This is a genomic window from Streptomyces sp. NPDC048383 (genome assembly GCF_040651775.1).
Lineage (GTDB): Bacteria > Actinomycetota > Actinomycetes > Streptomycetales > Streptomycetaceae > Streptomyces.
This window is the reverse complement of the sequence record NZ_JBEZKS010000051.1, coordinates 41,650-62,943: the sequence shown is the minus strand read 5'-3', so window position 1 is coordinate 62,943 and position 21,294 is coordinate 41,650. Positions and strand designations below refer to the sequence as shown.

Sequence of the window (21,294 nt, the reverse complement as noted above, 5' to 3'; positions counted from 1 at the left end):
GCCACGGCCCACCCGCTGTACACGACGGAGGAGGAGCGGCGCGTCCTCGCCCGGCTGGAGGTGCCAGGCGTCACCGTCCGGCCCTGCGGCTGGTTCGGGATTCCGCTTCGCTTCATCCCGAACGGCCCGCTTCGCGAGCCCGGGTGACGCCGTTTCACGGGGTCCGGGTCTGCCGCTCGTTGGGCGGGTTCGCTGCGCTCCCCGGCCTGAGTCCTTCCGGCTCCGCCTCCAGGGTCAGCTGATTTCGGGAGGGTTGAGTGGGGAGTGAGGGATGACTGCGTCCTCCCTGGGCGGGTCCGCGGCGCTCCCCCGCCTGACGGTCCTTCCGGCTGCGCCTCCAGAACCGTTGAGGCCCACTGCGTGGGCCTGGCGGGGTCGCTCGTTCGTGTCGAGTTCTAGTGTAGCGGGCGCATCGAGTTGATGCGGCATGTACCGTTGGCGGAAACACGAGACACCCCAACAGCCCAGGCAGGGCACGAAAAGGGCTGATCATGGGAAATTCAAGGGCGTACCCGGTCCATCGTAGTGAGGGCGAAGACGTAAAGTCAGTCATCGCCGTAGCCGAGCTCCTGCTCGAGTGCGGCGAGCTGTGGCCTGACGCCACCATCGACCTGTACGCCGAGCTGTCCCGGGCGGACGACGTCCGGTACACCGCGGCACTATTCCCCCGCGAGCAGTTTCCACGCGGCCTGTTCTCGGGGGCGGTTCCTACTTCCGCGCCACGGAGCTGCCTCAGGACGACGACGAGCTGGCCTCACTACTGCCCATGACCGTGATGGTCGAAGCGCCAGTCCCAGGCGACCTGCTCAGTAAAGCCCAGGAAGTACTCTCCCGCGCAACATGGGGCCAGCTCGCCTGGATGGCCCTGACGTGGCCGGCCGTACCCGAACTCGGCCTTCCACCCGAGCAGGCACGCGCCGGGGTGCAGGCATGCTTCAACGTCGACGCCAACCACGAGCCCATTGCCGGCCACACCGTGTACGCCCACGTCCACCCCTACGACGAGGAACGGCCGCACCACCTCGCCCGCCAGATCGGCCACGACATCGTCGGCCCCTCCGAACACGGCTGGTAACACTGAAGCCCACAAAACTCTGGCGCGTCGAATTCCGACCTGGCGAAAGGAACGCAAAGCTGTGATTCAACTCCGAGAACACCAGGTCGACCAGAAGTCGGCGTTCCGAAAATGGGTGGGATTCCCTGAAAGGTCATCTGTGCCCCCGCAGGGTGCCCGGGGCACCATCGTGTCAGCGACCGGCTCGGGCAAGACAATCACGGCCGCCGCGAGCGCGCTGGAGTCCTTCCCTGTCGGCCGGATCCTCGTCACCGTCCCGACCCTGGACCTGCTCGCCCAGACCGCCCAGGCGTGGCGCCTGGTGGGCCACCGGGCCCCGATGATCGCCGTCTGCTCGCTGGAGAACGACCCCGTCCTCAACGAGCTCGGGGTCCGCACCACCACCAACCCGATCCAGCTCGCCCTGTGGGCCGCGTCCGGGCCGGTCGTCGTGCTCGCCACGTACGCCTCCCTGGTGGACCGCGAAGACATCGACGCACCCGAGGGACAGCGAAAGGTTCGCGGCCCGCTGGAGGCCGCTCTGGCAGGCGGGGACCGGCTCTACGGGCAGCAGATGGCGGGCTTCGACCTCGCGATCGTCGACGAGGCCCACGGAACCGCCGGCGACCTCGGAAGGCCCTGGGCCGCGATCCACGACAACGCCCGGATCCCGGCGGACTTCCGGCTGTACCTGACCGCGACGCCGCGCATCCTGGCCGCGGCCGCGCCTCAGAAGGGCGCGGAGGGCCAGGAGCCAGAGATCGCGAGCATGGCCGATGACCCGAACGGCACCTACGGGGCGTGGCTGGCCGAGTTGGGGTTGTCGGAGGCGATCGAGCGGGGAATCCTCGCCGGGTTCGAGATCGACGTCCTGGAGATCCGCGACCCCTCCCCCGTCCTCGGTGAATCCGAGGAAGCGCAGCGGGGCCGACGCCTGACGCTCCTGCAGACCGCTCTCCTGGAGCACGCCGCAGCGTACAACCTGCGCACCGTCATGACCTTCCACCAGAAAGTGGAAGAGGCGGCCGCGTTCGCGGAGAAACTGCCGCAGACGGCGACCGAGCTGTACGTCACCGACGCCTCCGACGCCGACCTGTCGGCCGCGGAGCAGCTACCGAAGTCGTCGATCGACGCGGAGTTCTACGAGCTGGAGGCCGGCCGCCACGTCCCGCCGGACCGGGTCTGGTCAGCGTGGCTGTGCGGGGACCACCTCGTCACCGAGCGTCGCGAGGTCCTGCGGCAGTTCGCCAACGGCATCGACGCCACCAGCCACCGTGTGCACCGGGCGTTCCTCGCCTCCGTACGCGTCCTCGGCGAAGGCGTCGACATCACCGGCGAGCGAGGCGTGGAAGCGATCTGCTTCGCCGACACCCGCGGCTCCCAGGTCGAGATCGTCCAGAACATCGGCCGCGCACTCCGCCTCAACAAGGACGGCTCCACCAAGGTCGCCCGTATCATCGTGCCCGTCTTCCTCCAGCCCGGCGAGGACCCGAAAGACATGGTCGCCTCCGCCAGCTTCCGCCCTCTTGTAGCGGTCCTTCAGGGCCTGCGCTCTCATGACGACCGTCTGGTCGAGCAGCTCGCCTCCCAGGCTCTGACGAGCGGCAAGCGCAAGGTTCATATCCGGCGGGACGAGGACGGGCGGATCGTCGGGGCCGGCGGGGAGGGCGAGGACCAGGAGGACGACACCGACGCGGCGGCCGAGTCGGCGCTGCTGCACTTCTCCTCACCCCAGGACGCCGCCACCATCGCCGCGTTCCTGCGCACCCGCGTCTACCGACCCGAATCCCTGGTCTGGCTGGAGGGCTACCAAGCCCTCATCCGCTGGCGATCCGAGAACGACATCACCGGCCTGCACGCCGTCCCCTACGACACCGAAACCGAGGTCGGCGTCACCAAGGCGTTCCCACTCGGCAGGTGGGTGCACCAGCAGCGCAAGGCCCTGCGCACCGGGGAGCTCGAGGACCGGCGCAAGACGCTGCTGGACGCGCCGGAGGCGGGGATGGTGTGGGAGCCCGGCGAGGAGGCGTGGGAGGCCAAGCTCGCCGTGCTCCGGTCCTATCGGCGGGCCACCGGCCACCTGGCGCCCCGGCAGGACGCCATGTGGGGCGAGGACGACCAGATGGTGCCCATCGGCCAGTACATGGCCAACCTCCGGCGCAAGGGCGCCAAGAACGGGCTCGGGAAGGACGAGCACACCGCAGCGACCCGGGCCGCGCAGCTCGCCGAGATCGACAAGGACTGGAACTGCCCCTGGCCGCTGGACTGGCAGCGGCACTTCCGGGTCCTGGCGGACCTGGTGGACGCCGACGGACAGCTGCCCGACATCGCCCCCGGCGTGCTGTGGGACGGCGACGACATCGGCAAGTGGCTCCAGCAGCAGAAGCAGCCGGCCACCTGGGCACGGATCCTGCCCGAACAGCAGGCACGGCTGACAGCGCTGGGCGTAGAACCCGCACAGGCACCGCCCCCGGCTACGGCCGCCAGTCGTACGGCGAAGGGGCCGAGCAAGGCGCAACAGGCATTCCAGCGGGGCCTGACGGCCCTTGCGCAGTGGGTCGGGAGGGAAGGCGCCCACCGGCCCGTGCCCCGCACCCACAGCGAGGAGATCACGGTCGAAGGCGAGGCCGAGCCGGTGGTCGTGAAACTGGGCGTGTGGGTCTCCAACACCAAAACCCGACGCAACAAGCTCACCTCCGACCAGCTGGCCGCCCTCGGGCAGCTGGGCGTGGACTGGGCATGACACGCAGCAGATCCGTTCAAGGAAGGCTTCGCCGAGTGCCGTGGAGGGATAGAGCTCTTTGCGCCGCTCTATCTGACCGTCACCAGGTAAATGGATCGGTGTGGTCGACGTCGTCCGACCAGTAGCCGTAGCGATCACCGAGCACCGAAAGCAGTGCTTCTGGGGCAATGGGGCTACGGCGAATGGTGAGGTCGTAAAACCGCGCGGTACTCACAGCCGCCACGGACAGGTGTGTCCGCATGGCGTGTTCTGAGAACGCTTCTACAGGGACCGGCGAGCCGCTAGGTCGCTCGGGAGCCTGCATCACGGCGGCGATGCGGGCTCGGTGTTCGTCAGAGTCGCCCGGGGAGGGGTACAGACCCTGCAATTGGGCACGGTGGTTTCCAGTGGCATTGGCGATGGCGGTCAGCAGGTGCCAGTCTCGCCACCCTTCCTTGCGCAACTTTATGACGGTGCGCTGGAAGGCTGGGTCCGCGGCCAGGCGCGGAAGGGTGTGGCACACGATGGGAAGCATGAAGGCGTAGCGGTTGCGGATTGTGGTGAGGGCCGTCTCTTTCTCGTAGCCGGGTCCAGGCCCGCTCCGGGCCGGCAGAGCAGCCACCTTCGGCGGACGGCGGGCTATGCCTACTCCGACCGCTGGAGCGGCAAGGGCGGCCATCGCGTGGTAGTCGTCGGACTTGAGAAAATCGGCCAGTTCGTCGTAGGGACGGCCGACAATTAGTTTGTGCCATAGCCCGCTGGCCAATGCCTTCTCGACAAGTTCCATGAACGCGTGGTCGGAGAGCAGCGACTGGGAGAGCATCACTTGGACCAGAGCAGTGAGTAGAGGGGCAGGATCTATCTCCTGATCTGCAGGGGCAGCTGCGGGTAGGCGCAGCCTCCACTGGTTGCTTTCGGGGTCGGTGGTCTGCTCGCAGGAAACAAGCTGATTGTGCGGCAGGGTGGCGTCGGCACGGATCTCAGTCGTAAGGCGCCCGGGCAGGAAGAGAGGATCCAGTACAGCGAGCTCGCCGAGTAGTACCTGGAGTGCTGCGGTGTAGCGTTCCGCTGCCAGCACCGACACACGGTCGTTGAGACAGGTGACCTCCCAGTCGACGCCGAGCGCGTTCCAGGCATAGTGGCGTGTGGGGCCGGCGTCGCTGAAGGGTCGCCCCAATCCCTGTGCATCGGCTTGTGTGGCGTACGCGTCTTCGGTTGCTGCGGTGGCTGCGGCGGTCGGAGCGAGCATGTCGTCCAGGATGGTGTCGATTCCGGCTGAGGCGGCAATGGCTCGGAGCTCGGGCGTGAGGCCAGGCCGCACCGCGCCGGCAGCGCGGAAGGCGAGCGCCTGCTCGGCCATCACCTCCCATACATACGGGTATCGGTCGCCGTTGTATGGATCGTCGCAGTAGGCAGCCTATGCGGAACAGGTGGGCGGCGGAAATCCAGTTTCCCGCTTGGTGGTCGTACTGGGCGGCGCGGATGATGCCGTGGGGTACGAAGCGGCGGAGTTCGGGATTCGGGGCGGACTTCGCGGCGGTGGCAGCCGCGAGAGCGTACTGCTTTGCGGCCACGGCCAGGCCGAGTTCGCTGTAGATGCGCGCGCACAGCAGCAGCATGCTCAGGCCGCCCTCAAGGGTGTCGCCGCGCAACCAGTTGATCTTCGCCTCGTGGATCTCCTGGAGAGCTTGCGGAAGGCGACCCGCTTTGATCAAGGCGTGGCCTCGGGACTGGGCGCGTTCACCTCGTGTCGTCTGGCCGGTGGTCCGGGCCGTTGCGGCGTCGAGCAGGTCCCGGACTTCTCGGTACAGGGGGTGGTCCACCAGTACAGGGGCGAGGTAGTCGAAGATGTCGGCTGTGCGCTCGATGGGAAACAGAGGTGCGTTGTCCAGGTGGTGGCCCAGACGGATCAGAGTGTGCATCCCTGCGTCGATGTCTGTGAGCGGCGGACCTTCTTGCAGTGGAGGGACAGGCTTACCGGCTTCGACCGCTTCAAGGACGTGTGCGGTGACTTCCGCGATGGTGGGCAGGTCCTGCGGTGACGCTGTGACGGTGGCCGTCATGTCGGTGTGAAGTGCCAGGCGCGCCTGCATGGCCAGTAGGTGAGCCATGGCGTTGGGCGGCGGATCGGCGTCCAACAAGTGGCCGATCTTGTCCGTCAGCAGGCGTTGCCACACGCACAGGGTGTCTGCGGTCAGCGAGGTGAGGCCCCGGATCAGCGCTCCGTATCCGTACTGGAGAAGCACGACGGTGTCCTCGAGGATTCCAGGATCGGTGAGGCTGTCGTCGTTGATGACGGTGTCAAAGAAGTCGCGGACCAGTTGGTCTGCCGTGCGCATGTCGTTCAGGCCGCGCAGGGTCGCCACGACGATCTCGTAACGGGCCCGCAGAGCAGTCAGGTCCCCCGGTGCTGCCTCCAGCAGAGCCCGTGCGTGGCCGATCCATTCCGCCAGGTCTGCGCGGGCCTCGTCGTGAAAGGTGGCATAGCGCAGCGGTCCCCGCAGGTCCACCAGGTCTCCCAGCGTGCGGCCGGGTTCATTGCTTGTCTGCCATCGCTGACGGGCTTCGGCATACCAGTCGGGTAGCGCGCCAGCCGCTTCCGGGCGTTGCGGAGCAAGGTCGGAGGGCAGATGAAGGTATTGGACAGCTAGGTAGAACAGGTCGTGGTCAGCAAGGTGGTGGGCAAGGGCAGCAGCGTCCCAGATGTCTAGCTCGACCTGGTGTGCCCGGGCGGCTTCATCGATCAGGTCGTGGCGCTTCCTGGCGGGCACGGCAGTCACGGTGAAGTAGATGACGCGCTCGACGGGTGTGCCTTGCCCGCAGATCGAGGCGAGGTCTTTTCGGATCTTGCCCGGGACCGCGGTGTTCTGGATGGTGCAGGCCATTACTACCCGCTGCGTGGAGGCAAGCACTGCGAACGGAGAGGTGCCTGGCAGTTCCCTCGGGATGTTGGTCCAGTGGCTTTCGGCGTCCCGGCCCTGGTCACCTCCACTGCTAACGGGGCCGGTAGCCGGAAGCAGATTGCTGGTAATCCTCCGGCGTGCCAGACCTAGGCACAGTGCCTCGAACTCGTGATGGCTGTTGCTCTCGCCAAGGATGCTCAAGGCGTAGCGGATACGCCTCTCGAGCTGCACGGCATCGTCACTCACGTCGTTCCCCCTGTCGCTGCCGCAATCACGCATGACCAGTTTCCAGTACTCCACTGACAAGCCACGCCGCCGACGTGGTCTTGGCCTTGGAAGGCCTCCGACGGCGCCGCCGGCCGGCTCGCGCCAAAACGTCAAAGAGCCATAGGTAGACCCTGACCATTCGAGCTCGGCTGGCGAGTGCCGAGATTCCTACCGGTGGGCTGTACCGGTGGAAACTCAACTGGTACAGCCCAGGGGCATGTCCGCCTTCGCCGACGTCAAGCATCGGCGGAGACGACGCTGCTGTGTGGCTCACTCGCGATGATCAATACGCCTTCCTCGCCGCCGGCCGGCCTGGAGGCTTGCCGGATCCACGCCTCCCATTCGTCCGGCCAGACGGTGCCGGCATCCCAGCGGACGCCCTTGAGCGGGATGTGGTCCAGGTTGGATCGGCTGAGGTCCTCCCCCACGAAGTTATTGCTTGCCCGCTCCACCGCGGCCACCACCAGCCGCAGGGTCTGCGCCTTGCCGTGTGCCTGCTCCAGGTCCTCGGCGAGGTCCTGCACGACCATGTCCGCGCCCAACAGTGACTCGGCGCCCCTCTCCGAGGCGTCGAGGCGGCAGACGAGCTCGCCCGTCAGAAGCTGCTTAGCATTGCCGAGGTCCTGCCGCAGCGGACCCACATGGGAGTCGAGGAACTGCTCGACCTCGGTCAGGTAGTCGGTTCCGGGCTGCTCGGGCCGGGGCAGCTCTCGGGAAGCGGGCAGCACGATCTGTGCGAGCTCCCTCTTCAGCAGCAGGGCTACGCCGATGATCTCCCCCCAGGCATCCTCCGCCTGGAGTTCATCGGCCTCGATCAGCTCGGAGAGTTCCCCGAGAGTCATCAGAGCCTTGCGGATCATTGTCGTGAAATCGGTGGGCCAGTAGGCGTGGGCGAGACGAAGTGCTTCTCGCCGGTGCTTGAGGCGAACCGAGGCGATGCGGCCGGCCAGCGGCCCCGGGGCCACGATCCTCTGCGAGGAGTGCCGGTTGCGTGGGTCGTCCGCGACGGCCCTCTCCCGATTGAGTCGCTCCGTCACTTCGGAGCCGGTCGCTCGATGTGCCGCCGAGAGCATGCGGTCCAGGGCAAGGTCTGGGTCGCGGAGCTCGGGTACACCGCCTTGAGCCGATAGCCGGTCGATGACGGCGGTGCCGACCTGCTGATGCGCTGATGCCAGCAAGGTCGCCAAGAAGTCGGAGGGGCCGTCGTGGTCGTGGATCGGATCGGCGCTCATGATGCTCCCCCCGGCCCTTCGTCCTCTTCGTAGTCGCTGTGGAGACCCAAGCTCGCTTTCAGCGCCGCGCGAGCCCGTGACAAGTTCTGCCGCACGGCCGTCTACGAGGTTCTCATGGCTCGCGCTGTCTCCTCCGTGGTGAACCCGTCGAGATTCCATGCCAGAGCGGCACGCTGCTTGGACGGCAACTTCAGAAGGTGCTCGACCACCAGGCGGGCCTCCTCCCCCATCTCCACCGCATATGCCGGCGTCTGCCAGCGCAAGCTGACCTCCGGCTCGGGAAGATCCGCGCAGGCGTCCTCCGGCCTGACCTTCTGGCTGACCCAGGCCCGCCAGGCGACAGTGCGCAACCACGCCTTGGGCCTGCTGATGTTCAAGCCCGGGGTGCACATCTTCGTGAACGCGTCCTGGGCCGCGTCCTGGGCCTCGGACCACGTCGCCCCGGAGAACAACAGGAAGCGGATCAGAGCGGGGTACTGCTCACGGTGCAACGCCTCCGCGAGCTGGCGGCCGGGCAGGGCCGCCGAGGGCGCCTCCAGGGGTTGCAGCACACCCGGCGTCGAGGTGTCCACGAGCAGTTCAGAGCCGGCGGCATCCTCCATCACACCCACCCCCCGCCCCGTGCGACTCGGGAGCGAAGCGGATCCGCCGGTTCTTCAGCGATTCCTGGAGCGCGCCCCGCGGCACTGCGTACCGGACTCTGGCGGTGACTCCCTCGTCCGCGATTCGGGCGAGCTCCACCTCCGTCCCCAACCAGCGGGACGCGATCTTGACCGCGCCACTCACCACGCTCACGAGGACGGTCACCACCGCCCCTACCACAACCGGATCCACCCCTGTATCCCTTCGCTTACGGCACTGCCGTGAGGCAAACGTGTAGCAACAGAGCGCTAAAACCCCTGAGTTGTGACATTCAGCAGGTCAGAGGGTCGTGGTAGACGTCGCATCCGGCCGGGCACGGCGTCGACCAAGGCAAGAAGACTCGGTGGCCGCGGCGTTGATCCGAACGCCTGTCGGGAGGTCCGTAGCAGGCGGGTGCCTGCCGTGTGCCGCACTCGGAGCGTGGTCCGTTCGTTCGCGTGACGCATCTTCGCGACCGGTGCATCTGCCCTCGGTTCACGTACTTGGCTGGCGATCATGAGCAGTGACGGGGAAGGCGAGGGCCGGGCCGGCGTACTCACGGCCCTGGAAGGCGCGGCCGGGGATGGTTGCGAGGCGGCGTTCAAAGATGAGTCGGGACGTGTCCGCCAGCTGGCCTGGCCCAAGGCCGCCGCTTCCGTCCGGTTCGAGGAACTGGCGCCGGTCGCCCGCTTCCCCGTGATCCGGGGAAGCGGTGGGCGCCGGGCTGGTGGTGGTCGGCGACCACCGGCCGGCACGTGGTGCACGGGTCGGCGGCCATGCGGACCCAGCTGATGCTCCTCGACCGGGATCCGGACATCGTCGGCCTGGCCGGCCGGCCCCTTCGGGTCGTGGGGCGTGACGGGCGGGGGCGGGTGCAGTCCTGGGTGCCGCCACACCGAACCCCGACGCCCCATACACCCCACCCTCTAGACGCGCCAACTCACCCGCGCAGAAACCCAACACACCCGCACACACCTGAATAACCTGGCCAACCCGAAAAAACACCAGGCCACCACCCCGGCTCGCCAGCCGATCGAGGGAGCAGCGAGAAGCCCTCCCCTGCTACGCCCTCTGAACACGAGGTGCCAAGTTGGGCAAGCCAGCCCGAGGGAGGCTTGCCCAGGCAGGCCTAAGGCTTGCCCACCCGGCATTCGCAAGCTGGGCAAGCCCTTGACCACCTTGCGGTCACCGCAGCGTCGGCCGCGTACGGCGTCCGGCCGGGTCATCGGGCTGCGATGAGGCCGAGGCAGGCAACGACCAAAGCCACGGCCGTCCCGGCCGCCGTGATCGGTGCAACGAGAACAGGGTGGCGGTGGACGACGTAGCCGATGCCGCCCGCCAGGAGCAGCGTGACGAGGACCAGGAGCAGCAGGACGGCCAGGGCGAGCGAGGACACGGGACGGTTCCCTTTCGTCGGGCATGCCGAAGCTCGGCACGCGGGGTGTGGGGTGGAGCGTCGGCGGGCCGGACGTCGAACGGTCCCGGACCGGCCGGACAGCAGAGTGCGACGGGGAAGGGCTAGCCCCGCAAGCCGCCGCCACGTCGGCACCTGATCACCCGACGGGGGCTCATTCAATAGTTCGGCGGGGTCCGGCCCCGGAACGCAGCGCGGCCCCGGCACACCGTGTGGTGTGCCGGGGCCGAAGTCGGTCCGGTCGTACTGCTCCAGAGCGCCTGGGCACCGGTCCTGACCCGCGCACCCATGTCGGCACGGACTAAACCCGACCCTATCCAGGCACAACCGTCAGGGACCCGTACACGGCCACCTACGGACACAACCGCCAGGAACCGACGGACTCAAGAACTCAAGAACTCAGGGACTCAACACAGCCAAGACCAACAGGACCGAACCCCAAGCCCGAGAACCCGAACACCCGACCAACACCCACGAGGAGCCCACGGCCAGAGACCAACAACCAATCAACTACCCACAAGAACCCAACAAAGAGAAAGTCCGGAAACTCACCACCCCCGGAACGGCACCTGACCAGCCACAACGCGAAACATCACCGGAAGCACCTTCCCCCCATGGTTCCCCCACTAGGTTCCCCCGATGCTTCCCCCTCCAGGTTCCCCCCATGATTCCCCTCATGTTTCCCCTCCGTCTTGCCCATCCCGCGCGAACGCCGGCGTCGTCTCCGTCCCGACGCGCGAGCTCGGGCCAGACGCCCCACCGGGAACTGGTCCTGCCATCCGACGCTGACACCACCCCTCGCGGCGACATCCGCCCCGGCGGCAGGTCCGACGAGGGCGGGCGTTTTGGGCCCCTGGGCGGCGTCGGGCAAGCGAGAAGAACGGCAGGGCGCACCCGAGTCGGTGTGGAACGCGCCCCCTTCGAGGACCCACCGATGGTTCCGAGCCCGGTGAACGATCCGACCGGCATGAGTGCCCCCGACCGAAGCCGGCCCCGGCACCTCGGCGGTGAACTCACCGGTGAGTTCCTCGGTGAGTTTGGTGAGTTCACCGGTGACGTCACGAAGCTCACCGGTAAGAGGAACGGTCCTGACAGCTGACTTCCATCGCCGCGCGCAATGGCCAGACGCCCCAGCTCGTGGGCTCGCATGTCAGATGTCAGGACCCCGGGCCCGCTCCGGGCGACCTGTACGGGGAGGGGCGGCACCCGGAGCAGTGTGCGTCCCACCCCTTCAACGACCGGACACGCCACCGGTTCCGGGACGACTATCGGACAGCTCACCGAGTTCCCGGTGAAGTCACCGATAACCTCCCCGATAACGTCACCGATCGCCGAGAACAGCTCACCGCCACCACCAGGGCCTTCGTCTTGCCTCCTGGCACCGGACGGCGGTGCAGCACGTACCGCAACGCGAGCGCCCAGACCGCCCGTTGTCCGATGTTCGCCCAGGTCAGAGGTGCAACGTGCTGACGTGTTGCAGATCCGGTATTGCACGGCCGAGCGGGTGCGTTGCGGTAGCCGGTGTCGCGTCACCGCTTCGAGTGGCTTGTTCACCACCGGCCCCGGGGAGCCTTGCCGGGAAGCACGCACCCCGGTGGTCCCCGTCGGCTATACCGGAGCGGAGCCGACTGCCGGAGAAGGAGCCCACCGCCTCATGACCGACGCCGCGAACACCCCTCCCACCACCCGCGCCGCCCGCGTGATCATGATCGTCGCCATTGTCTTCATCGTCGCCTACACCGGCTTATGGGCCGTCATCTCGGTGTCGCAGCTCACGGACTACATGAGCGGTCGAGACATCGACCAACCGATGATCATGGCCATCGCGGCCATCACCGGCCCCACCCTGTTCTGGGCCTTCATCGGCCTCGGCATCGGGCTGAGCAAGACGGGCTGGGCGGCCGGACTCGCCAGCACCGCCATCCTCACCACCCTCACCTTCGGGTACCTCCTCGCCGCCTCCAACGGCCACGGCCTCGCCTACTGGCTGTTCCTCGGCATGATCGTCGCCGCCACCCTCGGGGCCTTCTGCGTGATGCCCTACGCTCTCGTCCGCGCCACCGTCGGACGACGCTGCTGACTCTCCGGCCCGGGCCAAGGGCGCCATACGGGCTCGGCCTACGACGGCCCCTTGTTCGGCGCACCCCACCGACCGGCGAACTCCTCCAGGGCGCGGCGCTGCTGTCCTTCGCGGGCGATCTGCTGCGCGAGGACGTCGCGGTCGATGTACGGGTCGATGGCGGCGAGGACCAGGCGCTGGAGTTCGTCCGGCTCCAGCGCTTCCACCTCCCACTGCACCGGGTGGTCGATGTCGAAGCCGTAGCGGCGGGCGAAGGCCGGCCACCTCGGGTCGTCGCGTTTGCCCTCGGTCGCCGGGAGGCCGTACGCGCGGACCTGTTCGTGGGTGAGCAGCACCCGGGTCACCGAGCTCCAGCACCCCGTGCGCTCCACCCAGTCCCGCTCGATGTCCTCGCCCGAGCAGTCGAAATCCCCGACCACCGCAAGGTGGGCTCCACGCTGTTCGTGGGCGACGCGGTCGCGGACGACGTCGGCGTAGGACTGGGAGCTGAAGCCGCGGACGACGAGGACGGGGATGCCCGCGAGCTCGAGCCAGCCGGTCAGCTGCTGCCGAAGGGTGTCCTTCTCCGCGGCGACGTACAGGGCGTGCTCCTGGCCGGCGGTGCGGTCCAGGCGGAACCAGCCGGGCATCTCGGTGACGAAGGCGTCCGCGCTCGGCCAGGCCGGCGGGACGTGGACTTGGCGGACGGTGTCGATCAGGTCGGGGAAGCGACCCTCGCGGCGGGCCTGGGGCAGCCGGGCGGACAGACGGCGGTACATCGGCGGCGTGTGCGGCAGCACGCCCTCGGCGGCCAAGCGGTACATGACCTGTCTCAAGGTCACCTTGAGCGGTGCGTACCCGTCCACGATCTCCCGAGCGCGGTCCACGACGAGGGGCCACCGGATCCGTTCACGCGCCATACCGGTACATGTACCCCTGGGCGCCGCCGGCCCCCGGACACGGGACAGACCTCTTCGTCCGGCTATCGCGGACAAAGAGGTGTCGTTTTCCGAAGGGGGCTTGCCCATGGCATCTGAACTGCACAAATGCAAGATCACCGGATTCGGGGGGTCCCACTCCCGGTCACACCTTCGGTCCCCCGCCTAGTGCAACCGTGCAGACAACCCTCCAGCCGCCCTCCGGTGCAATCCCCCGCGAAGGATCAGCGGGAGGGCTCCCAGGCTTCCGGGCCGGCGCCTCGCCACTCCACGAAATCGGGGTCGGTGAGGTCCACGTCCTCGGCGTTCTCCAGCCCAGCGGCGGCGAGGAAGACCCTGATGTCGGCCGGCCGGTGCGCGACCCCGATGGCAACACCGTCGTAGCGCACCCGGCGCCAGCCCTGCTCGTCGGGCGGGTAGACGATCAGCTTCGCGGACATGCGCCCAGCCTGTTCCCGTCGCACCCCACTGGCACCCGGCCGGGCGCGAACGGGTGAGGCCGCAGGGCGCGGCGGGCCGGATTCCGGCGGAGTGGCGTGCGGTGCGGGCAGGCCGTGGTCGCCGTCAGCGCGGGCTGTTGACCCGCTGGTCGACGTCGAAGGTGAGCTGAAGAGCATCCAGCACGCTGTCGGGACCGATCTGGTTCTCAGTCTCGCCGCGCAGTACGGCCAGGACGTGGTCAATCATGGCGGTGTACTGGTCGGCCGGCGGGAGGTCGAGCTCACGCGAACCGTCGGCGGTGTAGGCGGTGACGGTGCCGGACGGTTTGCCGTCGAAGCCCATCGTGGACCTGGCGTCCAGCACGGCGTGCTCGAAGGTGGCGGTGTAGCCGCCGCGTGCGCCCCAGGGCATGGGCATCAGCGAGGAGACGGAGCTGCGTGCCGACGCGCCCTCGTAGTCGAAGGTGGCTTCGACGGCGCCGGAGTCCGCGTCGCGTGCGACGGTGGTCACGGTGACGTCCCGGGGCTGCCCGAGCGTGTGCGTGATGAGGTCCATGTCGCTGTGCATGGCCTCCAGGGGCAGTACCTTCAGCCCAAGTGAGGCTCCCGGCCAGAGAGGGGCGGTCTTGTTCCACAGGGTCAGCTGTTCCAGCCGCCCGTAGGTGCCCTCGCGGACCGCGTCGAGCAGGGCCCGGGTGGCCGGGATGAACCGCCCGTACATGTTGACGAACACCTGCTTGCCGCTGCGCGCGGCCGCGTCGGCGACCCGCTCGGCGTCCTCGATGTCGTCGGCCAGGGGCAGTTCGACCAAGGCGTGCTTGCCCGCGTCCAGCGTGCGCAGCACGTACTCGGTGTGCAGGGGGATCGGCAGGCAGATGTCGACCAGGTCGAACGAGGGGTCCTCGAACGCGGCGTCGGCGTTGGTGGAGGAGGCGAAGCCGAACCGGGCTGCCGTCTGCGCGGTCTTCTCAGGGTCGCGGCCGAACATCACGACCTCCACGTCACCGCGTGCGGCGTAGACGGCCGCGTGTGCCTGCCCGAAACCGGTTCCCAGCAGTGCGATCTTCATGGTTCGAATCCTTTGCTCGTGTACGAGTGGTCGAGGGGAGTACGGGTTCAGGCCGGTACGGAAGAGGCCTGGAGCTGAGGTTCCTGCTCCGGCTCGGTGGCGGTGGATCGCTTGGTGCCGGCCCTCTTGGGTAGGGCGGTGAGGGCGAGGGCCGTGGCGGTGAATGCGGCGGCGACGTACCAGAGGGATCCGGCGAACGCGTCGGGGATCCGGGCCGCCTGCCCGGCGGGGCCGCCCGGGCCGAGGTGGTCGAAGAAGACGATGGAGGAGAGGGCGACGCCGACGGCCTGGCCGAGCTGGATGGTGGTGCTGGTCAGTCCGGAGGCGGAGCCGGCGTGTTCGTGGGGGACGTCAGCCAGGATCAGGTCGGTGAGGGGGGCGATGATCATTCCCATGCCCAGACCCATCGGGACCAGCGGCAGGACGGTCTGCCACAGGGCGATGTCCGCGCCGTGGCGGGTGGCGAGGAGGGCGAAGAGGACCATGCCCGCAGCCGCGAGGATTCCGCCGGCCTGTAGTACCCGGCGTCCGAACCTCGGCACAAGGACCTGCATGGACAATCCGGCCCCGGCCATCATCGCCACCGACAGGGGCATCCCGGCCAGGCCCGCTTTCAGCGGGGAGAAGCCGAGTCCGAGCTGGAGGTAGAGGGTCCAGGCCAGGAAGAACACTCCCGACGCCAGCCCGAACAGCACCTGCGCTCCCTGGCCGCCGGCGAAGGCCCGGCGGGTGAACAGCGACAGCACCACCAGCGGCGAGCCGCCTCGGCGGGTCACCCGGCGTTCCCACAGGACGAACACGGCCAGGACCGGCAGCGAGGTGGCCATCGACACCAGCGTCCAGGCGGGCCAGCCCAGTTCACGGCCCTGGGTCAACGGCAGGACCAGCGCGAGCAGTCCGATCGTGGCCAGCACCATGCCGACCAGGTCGAGACGGGCGGCCCGCTCCGCCTTCGATTCGCCTACCAGCAGCGCGGCCGCGATCAGCCCGGCCACGCCGAGGGGCAGGTTGACCAGGAAGATCGGCCGCCAGCCCAGACCGAAGAAGTCGCCCTGGACGAGAAGTGCGCCGACGAGCGGTCCGGCGAGGGTGCCCAGCGCCATCACGGAGCCGTAGATCCCGAAGACCTTGCCCCTCTCCCGCTCGGAGAAGGTGACGTGGATGATCGACAGGACCTGCGGCACCATCAGAGCGGCGGCCGCGCCCTGCAGGATCCGTCCGGCCAGCAGGACGTCCGGGCTGCCCGCCACCCCGCACAGCAGCGAGGTCGCGGTGAACGCGGCCACTCCGGCGAGGAAGATCCGGCGGCATCCGTAGAGGTCTCCGAGGCGGCCTCCGGTGATCAACCCGAGGGCGAACGCGAGCGCGTACCCGCCGGTGATCCACTGGATCTGGGAGGTGGAGGCACCGGTCTCGGCCTGGATGTCGGGCAACGCGATGTGGACCACGGTCACATCGACCGCGTCCATGAACGACGCGATCAGCAGCACCGCCAAGGCGGCCCACCGGCGCGGATCCACCGTGGATGAAGGGTTGGTTCGAAGCATGACCGTCACGCTAAGAGCCCTTTAGGACATCTCACGTCCTACAACCGGGAGATGCTGAAGGCATGACGACCGACCTCCCCGCCCGGATGCTCCGCCTGCTGTCCCTGCTCCAGACCCGCCGCGAATGGTCCGGCCAGGAGCTCGCCGAGCGCCTCGGCGTCACCACCCGCACCGTGCGACGGGACATCGACCGCCTGCGCGAACTCGAATACCCCGTCGAGGGCACCACCGGCCACGCCGGCGGCTACCGCCTCGCCGCGGGCGCCGCGATGCCCCCGCTGATCCTCGACGACGAGGAGGCCACCGCCACCGCCGTCGCCCTGCGCACCGCGGCCGGGCAGCTCACCGGCATGGAGGAGACCACCCTGCGGGCCCTCGCCAAACTCGAACAGGTCCTGCCCGCACGCCTGCGCTCCCAGGTCGCCGCCCTGCAGCAGGCCACCGCGACCATCGAATGGGATCGCCGGGGCCCGCGCACCGACCCCGCCACCCTGGCCGCACTCGCCGCGGCATGCCGCGACCGGGAAACGGTCACCTTCGCCTACACCACCCGCACCGGAGCGGGCGCCGACCGCCGCGTCGACCCGCACCACCTCGTGGCCTCCGGCGGGCTCTGGTACCTCCTGGCCCACGACCACGCGCGTGACGACTGGCGGATCTACCGCCTCGACCGGATCACCGGCCTAACTCCGACCCGGCACCGCTTCGCCCCCCGCCCCGTACCGGATGAGGATCCGGCCGCCTATGTGGCGGGAAAGATCGCTTCCGCGCCCGTGCGCTACCGGGCCATCGCCACGCTCCGGGAGCGCGCCGACGCCGTACGGCATCGCACTTTCGCCCTCGCCACCCGCATCCAGGAAGCCGGCCCCGACACTTGCACCGTGGACTGCTCCGGCGACCACCTCCCCGGCATCGCACAGACCCTCGCCGGCCTCGGAACCGACTACACCCTCGACGCCGACGACGCCGTCCGCGAGTACCTGCGCGCCGCTGCTCGTCGCACCCTGGACGCCGTCCGGGAAGGTCCGCAGAGTCCGACTGCCTTTTAGGACGCTAGATGTCCTCAAAGGGTCGTAATGTCGTTTTTGCGGTCAACAGGCCGCCTGTCCTCGGGCAGAACCCCCACCTCAGGAGCAGCACTGTGAAGATCGCGATTCTCGGTACCGGCGCGGGCGCCCGTCAGCACGCGGCCCGTCTCGCCTCCCTCGGCCATCAGGTCATCGTCGGCACCCGCAGCCCGCAGGCCACCCTGGCCCGGACCGAGCCGGACATGATGGGCACCGAGCCCTTCGCCGCCTTCCACGCCGCCCACCCCGAACTGACCCTGACCACTTTCGCGGACGCTGCGGACGCGGGCGAGCTCGTCATCAACGGCATCGACGGCACGAACGCCGTCGCCGCCCTGACCGCCCTGCCCGCCACAGCCCTCGCCGGCAAGGTGCTCATCGACTACGCCGTCCCCTACGTCTACCAGCAGCCCGGCGGCCCGGAGCACTCCTGGCCCACTCCCTGGGGCGAGATGCCGCGCCTGGACCCCGTCGACACCGACAGCCTCGCCGAACAGATCCAGCGCGCCCTGCCCGACACCCACGTGGTGAAGACCTTCGTCACGCAGGAGCAGGAGACCGTCGTGAACCCGGCCGAGTTCGCAGGCGGCGACCACAGCATGTTCCTCGCAGGCGACCACCAGGACGCCAAGACCGCCGCACGCGAACTCCTCGCCGCCTACGGTTGGAATGACATCATCGACGCCGGCCCCCTCGCCGCCGCCCGCGGCCTGGAGATGTACGCCCACTTCCACACCGCACTCGGCCTCGCCCTCGGCGGCCGCTTCGGAGTCAAAATCGTCCGCTGACCGCAGTCCCTCGGGTACCGGTCCACCCTCCACCCGAGGGAGGACCGGCCCCTGCCCCGCGCAAGGAACCACCGCCGTGCCCGAACCCTCAGCCCACGTCATCCTCGCCGTCCCCGACATCGCGGCCACCCTCTCCGCCTACGAACAACTCGGTTTCACCGGCACACCCTCGCTCGTCACCGAAGCAACGGAGGGCATGGCCGCCGTCCGGCACGGCACGACCACCCTGTTCGTCCTGCAGTCCGAGGACGCCTTCCGGCAGCAGAACCCCCACCACGCGTCACAGCCGCTCGGTGCCACCGCAATCGTCTCCATCACCGGCCTGGCGGACTTCGACGCCGTCGCCGACCGCGCCCGCCGACACGCAGACGTCCGCACCGACTACACCGACGATCCCGCGTACCGCGTGATCATCTTCCGGGATGTCAACGGCTACCTCATAGCCATCAGCGACACTCCGACCTGATCGCGGTCGCGGTGCCCCTACGGCGCCGCATGCCCCCGGACACGGGACAGACCGCCGCACACCGCTCGCTACGCCAGGCCGACGGCGTCCCCGTCGACCCGGAGCAGCTCGTCGTCCTGGAAACCGTGGCCGCCGCGATGGCGTAACCGGCCGCTGGGCAAGCCACGGTCAGGAATGGCTTGCCCAAGCTCCCCTTGGGCTTGCCCAGACTCCCTGGCTAGCTCTCGGAGGGTTTTGCGGAGGGCGGCAGGGCCATGTCGAGGAGCGCGTCGATGGTCTTCTCGTCCAGCTTGCTGTCGAGGTGGAGGGATCGGCGGATGATCTTCCCGACGGTCCCCGGGTCCATGTTCAGCCGTGTGTGGGCGTCCAGGCAGATCTCGCTCAGGAGGTTGGCGGTGTGGTCCGGCTTGCGCTGGACGTACCAGTCGAAGATCTGGACCACGTCGCGGCGGAGGGTGCCTAGCCAGATTCCGCTCCTCCCCTTCCGGACTCCGTTGGCCAGATGGGAGAGCACAGCCTCGATCAGCGTCGTGCGCAGCGCCGACATGGGGACGATGCTTTCGGTGCCGACCGTGAGGGAGACCGCGGGCCACCAGGCGAGGGTTTTGGCTGCCTCTTCGGTCTGCTTCCCGTCTCCCTGGATGACCTTGGTGAGGCGGTTGTGGTCGGCGACGAGTCCCTGGGGCTGTGGGGTGCCGAAAGAGGTGGTGGCGGAGAGGAGTGTGCCGGGGCCCTGTGCGCGGTGGTGCTGTTCGGCCCAGTCCCGGGCCACGGGCTGCGACCACAGGGGTCCGCGTGCGCCGTGGGCCTGCGGTTCGGGCATCTTGTGGTTCCCGTACTCCGGGTCCGGGAGGTCGTCCTCGGCGATGTTCGCGATCTTCGCCAGCCCGGCGCGGTCCACCAGGAGGCCGGGCTCCAGTTCGGGGCCCTTCAGGTCGACGACGCACTCGTCCAGCGGCCGTGCTTCCGGCAGGTGCCGGCGGTGCTCTGCCCACAGCGCAAGATGGTCACGCCAGTTGGGCAGGGCTGTCTTGTGCGCGGTGAACCCGGCGATGGTGGCGACCGTCGCCTTGCCGGGGTCGGCGGGGTGGACCAGGAGGTCCGCGGCCGTGACGGTGAGCGCGTCCTGGACGGGGCGGGCGTCGTAGCGTTCATAGGCGCCGTCGAAGACCACGCCGGGCCGGTGCCAGGCGGTGCCGTCCCACCAGTAGCCGCCGTGCCGGTAGAGGAAGCCGGTGTGGCCGTACATCCACTCGTGGTGGAGGCTGCTCCAGCTGCTGTCGGTGACCAGCAGGACGGTGCCCCCCGTGTTCGGGGTGGTAGTGGACGGCCCACGCGTATGCGCGGTTCTTCGGCTCGGTGGTGAAGGCCACCCATCCGTCTCCCGGTAACGGGTCGGTGCGGCCCCACAGTCCTTCGCCCTGGTCCCGGCCGGTGCGCTCGATCGCGTCCGGGTTGTCGAGCGGCAGCCGTTCGTCGTTGATGAACGGCAGGCCCGGTACGGGGTGATCGGTACGAAGTCCGTTGGCCACCGGACGGAAGTCACCCAAGGTCTTCTCTCCCTTGCGACGTGAGAACCCGCGCGACGCGGGCGTAGGTCCCCCCATCCCTGCGGCAGCATCGGCCCCGTTAAACCGCTGGGACGGGACATCGAGCGGGGCCGTTGTACGAGCGGTCCGTCCGGCCGGGCGACATGCCTCTGGTTCGCGCACGTGCGGGTGAACCCATCTCGGCCGGCGAACCGTTCCCCGCCGCGCTGTCGTCGGCAAGAGGATGAAGCCGATCGACGAACAGCACATCGCGGAGCCCGGCCTGGTCGTGCTCGACATCACCGGCGGGGACGAGGACACCGTCCGGGCCGTGATGACCGCGCTGGAAGAACGCTGGGCAACCTCCGGCATCGTCCCGATGCGACGGGACCCTGGCGAGCCCGGTGTCCGGGCCCGGATCTACGCCGACGTCCTGCGCCCGGGACGGGAAGCCCCATAGCCACAGGCTCCCTGGGCAAGCCTCCTCGCGGAGGGCTTGCCCAGGGTCGCCTTGGGCTTGCCCAGGTGCTCAGGCTTGCCCGGCCGCCGCCGCCCACAGGGGGTGCGCACGCCCGGTGCCGTGGCAGTGGGAGCACCGGCCGCCGCCGGGCGTGCCGTGCGCGTCGATGGTGGTGACGGCGTCGCGCAGGAGGTGGGTGAGACCGTCCACGTGGTCGGTGTGAAGGGCAAGCTGGTGGCGCTTGCCGAGCAGGATCTCCAGCGCGGTGCCCGGCGCTGCGGCGCCCAGTTCGTAGGTGATGCCGCGGGTGACCGTGGTGATCAGATCGTGGACGTGTCCCATCGTCTCCCCGCCGGACAGCTCCACTCGCGCGGTGAAGGCGATGTCGCCGGGCCGGGTGAGGGAGAGCAGCGCGTCGGCGCGCTCGAAGGGGGCGAGGCGCCCGACGGGTTCGGAGTGGGTCTGGCGGAGAGCGGCGAGGGCGTGCCACATGTCCCCTGCATCGCTGGGCACGGGCCCGGGGTTGTTCTGCTTGTTTCGTCTCATGGCTCTGGTGTACGGCCGGGGAGGAGGCGTCGGCCGGCTCCGAGGATCTGCGTCCCGGAGGGTGGCACGGCGACTTCGCCAGCCGTCCCGCCTCGTGATCCGGGCGCTGGGCAAGCCCCTGTGCCGAGGGCTTGCCCAGCAGAACCGTGACCGGTCTGCGGGCCGGGCGTGA

General features: G+C 68.9%; 18 protein-coding genes and 1 pseudogene. 8 read left to right on the top strand and 11 right to left on the bottom strand.

Going from position 1 to position 21,294, the window contains the following annotated elements; all coding sequences use genetic code 11:
- Positions 1-859: 859 nt before the first annotated feature.
- Together AB0D46_RS29140 and AB0D46_RS29135 are read left to right on the top strand one after the other, a co-directional pair.
- Positions 860-1,075 carry a hypothetical protein gene (locus AB0D46_RS29140; RefSeq protein ID WP_362881808.1) on the top strand — a complete coding sequence of 72 codons (216 nt, stop codon included), beginning with the start codon at positions 860-862 and terminating at the stop codon, positions 1,073-1,075.
- 61 nt (positions 1,076-1,136) lie between these two features.
- Positions 1,137-3,797, top strand: coding sequence for a Helicase associated domain protein (locus AB0D46_RS29135; RefSeq protein ID WP_362881807.1), 2,661 nt, complete (start codon positions 1,137-1,139; stop codon positions 3,795-3,797).
- 79 nt (positions 3,798-3,876) lie between these two features.
- On the opposite strand, the gene AB0D46_RS29130 is transcribed toward AB0D46_RS29135, so the two are convergent.
- The 4 genes from AB0D46_RS29130 to AB0D46_RS29115 form a co-directional block, all read right to left on the bottom strand.
- Positions 3,877-4,602 (bottom strand): hypothetical protein, encoded by a 726-nt coding sequence (locus tag AB0D46_RS29130; protein WP_362881805.1) that lies wholly within the window; start codon positions 4,600-4,602, stop codon positions 3,877-3,879.
- Positions 4,603-4,756: 154 nt separating this feature from the next.
- Entirely contained in the window at positions 4,757-6,925 is a 2,169-nt protein-coding gene (locus tag AB0D46_RS29125) for a hypothetical protein (protein ID WP_362881803.1), read from the bottom strand.
- Positions 6,926-7,182: 257 nt separating this feature from the next.
- A complete protein-coding gene (locus tag AB0D46_RS29120) occupies positions 7,183-8,178 on the bottom strand; it encodes a hypothetical protein (RefSeq protein ID WP_362881801.1) in 996 nt (331 codons plus the stop codon).
- Positions 8,179-8,279: 101 nt separating this feature from the next.
- Positions 8,280-8,780 (bottom strand): sigma-70 family RNA polymerase sigma factor, encoded by a 501-nt coding sequence (locus tag AB0D46_RS29115; RefSeq protein WP_362881800.1) that lies wholly within the window; start codon positions 8,778-8,780, stop codon positions 8,280-8,282.
- A gap of 583 nt (positions 8,781-9,363) precedes the next feature.
- On the opposite strand from AB0D46_RS29115, the pseudogene AB0D46_RS29110 reads away from it, so the two are divergent.
- Positions 9,364-9,689 (top strand): annotated as a pseudogene (locus tag AB0D46_RS29110) (hypothetical protein); the annotation flags it as partial.
- A gap of 332 nt (positions 9,690-10,021) precedes the next feature.
- On the opposite strand, the gene AB0D46_RS29105 reads toward AB0D46_RS29110, so the two are convergent.
- Positions 10,022-10,195, bottom strand: coding sequence for a hypothetical protein (locus AB0D46_RS29105; RefSeq protein WP_362881798.1), 174 nt, complete (start codon positions 10,193-10,195; stop codon positions 10,022-10,024).
- 1,672 nt (positions 10,196-11,867) lie between these two features.
- Here AB0D46_RS29105 and AB0D46_RS29100 point away from each other — a divergent pair.
- Complete coding sequence (locus AB0D46_RS29100; RefSeq protein WP_362881797.1) at positions 11,868-12,293, top strand: hypothetical protein; 426 nt, start codon at positions 11,868-11,870, stop codon at positions 12,291-12,293.
- 38 nt (positions 12,294-12,331) lie between these two features.
- Here the strand turns inward: AB0D46_RS29100 and AB0D46_RS29095 are convergent, their stop codons facing one another.
- The 4 genes from AB0D46_RS29095 to AB0D46_RS29080 all read right to left on the bottom strand — a co-directional run bounded on the left by AB0D46_RS29095 (position 12,332) and on the right by AB0D46_RS29080 (position 16,266).
- Complete coding sequence (locus AB0D46_RS29095) at positions 12,332-13,192, bottom strand: hypothetical protein (RefSeq protein ID WP_362881795.1); 861 nt, start codon at positions 13,190-13,192, stop codon at positions 12,332-12,334.
- 242 nt (positions 13,193-13,434) lie between these two features.
- On the bottom strand, positions 13,435-13,650 hold the full coding sequence (locus AB0D46_RS29090) for a hypothetical protein (protein ID WP_329449258.1): 216 nt from the start codon (positions 13,648-13,650) through the stop codon (positions 13,435-13,437).
- Between the two features lie 124 nt (positions 13,651-13,774).
- The gene (locus AB0D46_RS29085; RefSeq protein WP_362881794.1) at positions 13,775-14,719 is read right to left on the bottom strand and encodes a Gfo/Idh/MocA family oxidoreductase; all 945 of its coding nucleotides are present in this window, start codon (positions 14,717-14,719) and stop codon (positions 13,775-13,777) included.
- Positions 14,720-14,766: 47 nt separating this feature from the next.
- On the bottom strand, positions 14,767-16,266 hold the full coding sequence (locus tag AB0D46_RS29080; RefSeq protein WP_362881792.1) for an MFS transporter: 1,500 nt from the start codon (positions 16,264-16,266) through the stop codon (positions 14,767-14,769).
- Positions 16,267-16,328: 62 nt separating this feature from the next.
- Between AB0D46_RS29080 and AB0D46_RS29075 the strand changes: the two genes are divergently transcribed.
- The 3 genes from AB0D46_RS29075 (at position 16,329) to AB0D46_RS29065 (ending at position 18,587) form a co-directional block, all read left to right on the top strand.
- Positions 16,329-17,315 carry a YafY family protein gene (locus AB0D46_RS29075; RefSeq protein ID WP_362881790.1) on the top strand — a complete coding sequence of 329 codons (987 nt, stop codon included), beginning with the start codon at positions 16,329-16,331 and terminating at the stop codon, positions 17,313-17,315.
- Positions 17,316-17,407: 92 nt separating this feature from the next.
- Positions 17,408-18,121, top strand: coding sequence for an NAD(P)-binding domain-containing protein (locus tag AB0D46_RS29070; RefSeq protein ID WP_362881788.1), 714 nt, complete (start codon positions 17,408-17,410; stop codon positions 18,119-18,121).
- A 76-nt stretch (positions 18,122-18,197) separates the two neighbouring features.
- On the top strand, positions 18,198-18,587 hold the full coding sequence (locus AB0D46_RS29065) for a VOC family protein (RefSeq protein WP_362881787.1): 390 nt from the start codon (positions 18,198-18,200) through the stop codon (positions 18,585-18,587).
- Between the two features lie 217 nt (positions 18,588-18,804).
- On the opposite strand, the gene AB0D46_RS29060 is transcribed toward AB0D46_RS29065, so the two are convergent.
- Entirely contained in the window at positions 18,805-19,836 is a 1,032-nt protein-coding gene (locus AB0D46_RS29060; RefSeq protein WP_362881785.1) for a hypothetical protein, read from the bottom strand.
- A 524-nt stretch (positions 19,837-20,360) separates the two neighbouring features.
- Here AB0D46_RS29060 and AB0D46_RS29055 point away from each other — a divergent pair.
- Entirely contained in the window at positions 20,361-20,576 is a 216-nt protein-coding gene (locus AB0D46_RS29055; protein WP_362881783.1) for a DUF6207 family protein, read from the top strand.
- Positions 20,577-20,645: 69 nt separating this feature from the next.
- Here the strand turns inward: AB0D46_RS29055 and AB0D46_RS29050 are convergent, their stop codons facing one another.
- A complete protein-coding gene (locus AB0D46_RS29050; RefSeq protein ID WP_362881781.1) occupies positions 20,646-21,122 on the bottom strand; it encodes a hypothetical protein in 477 nt (158 codons plus the stop codon).
- Between the last annotated feature and the right edge of the window lie 172 nt (positions 21,123-21,294).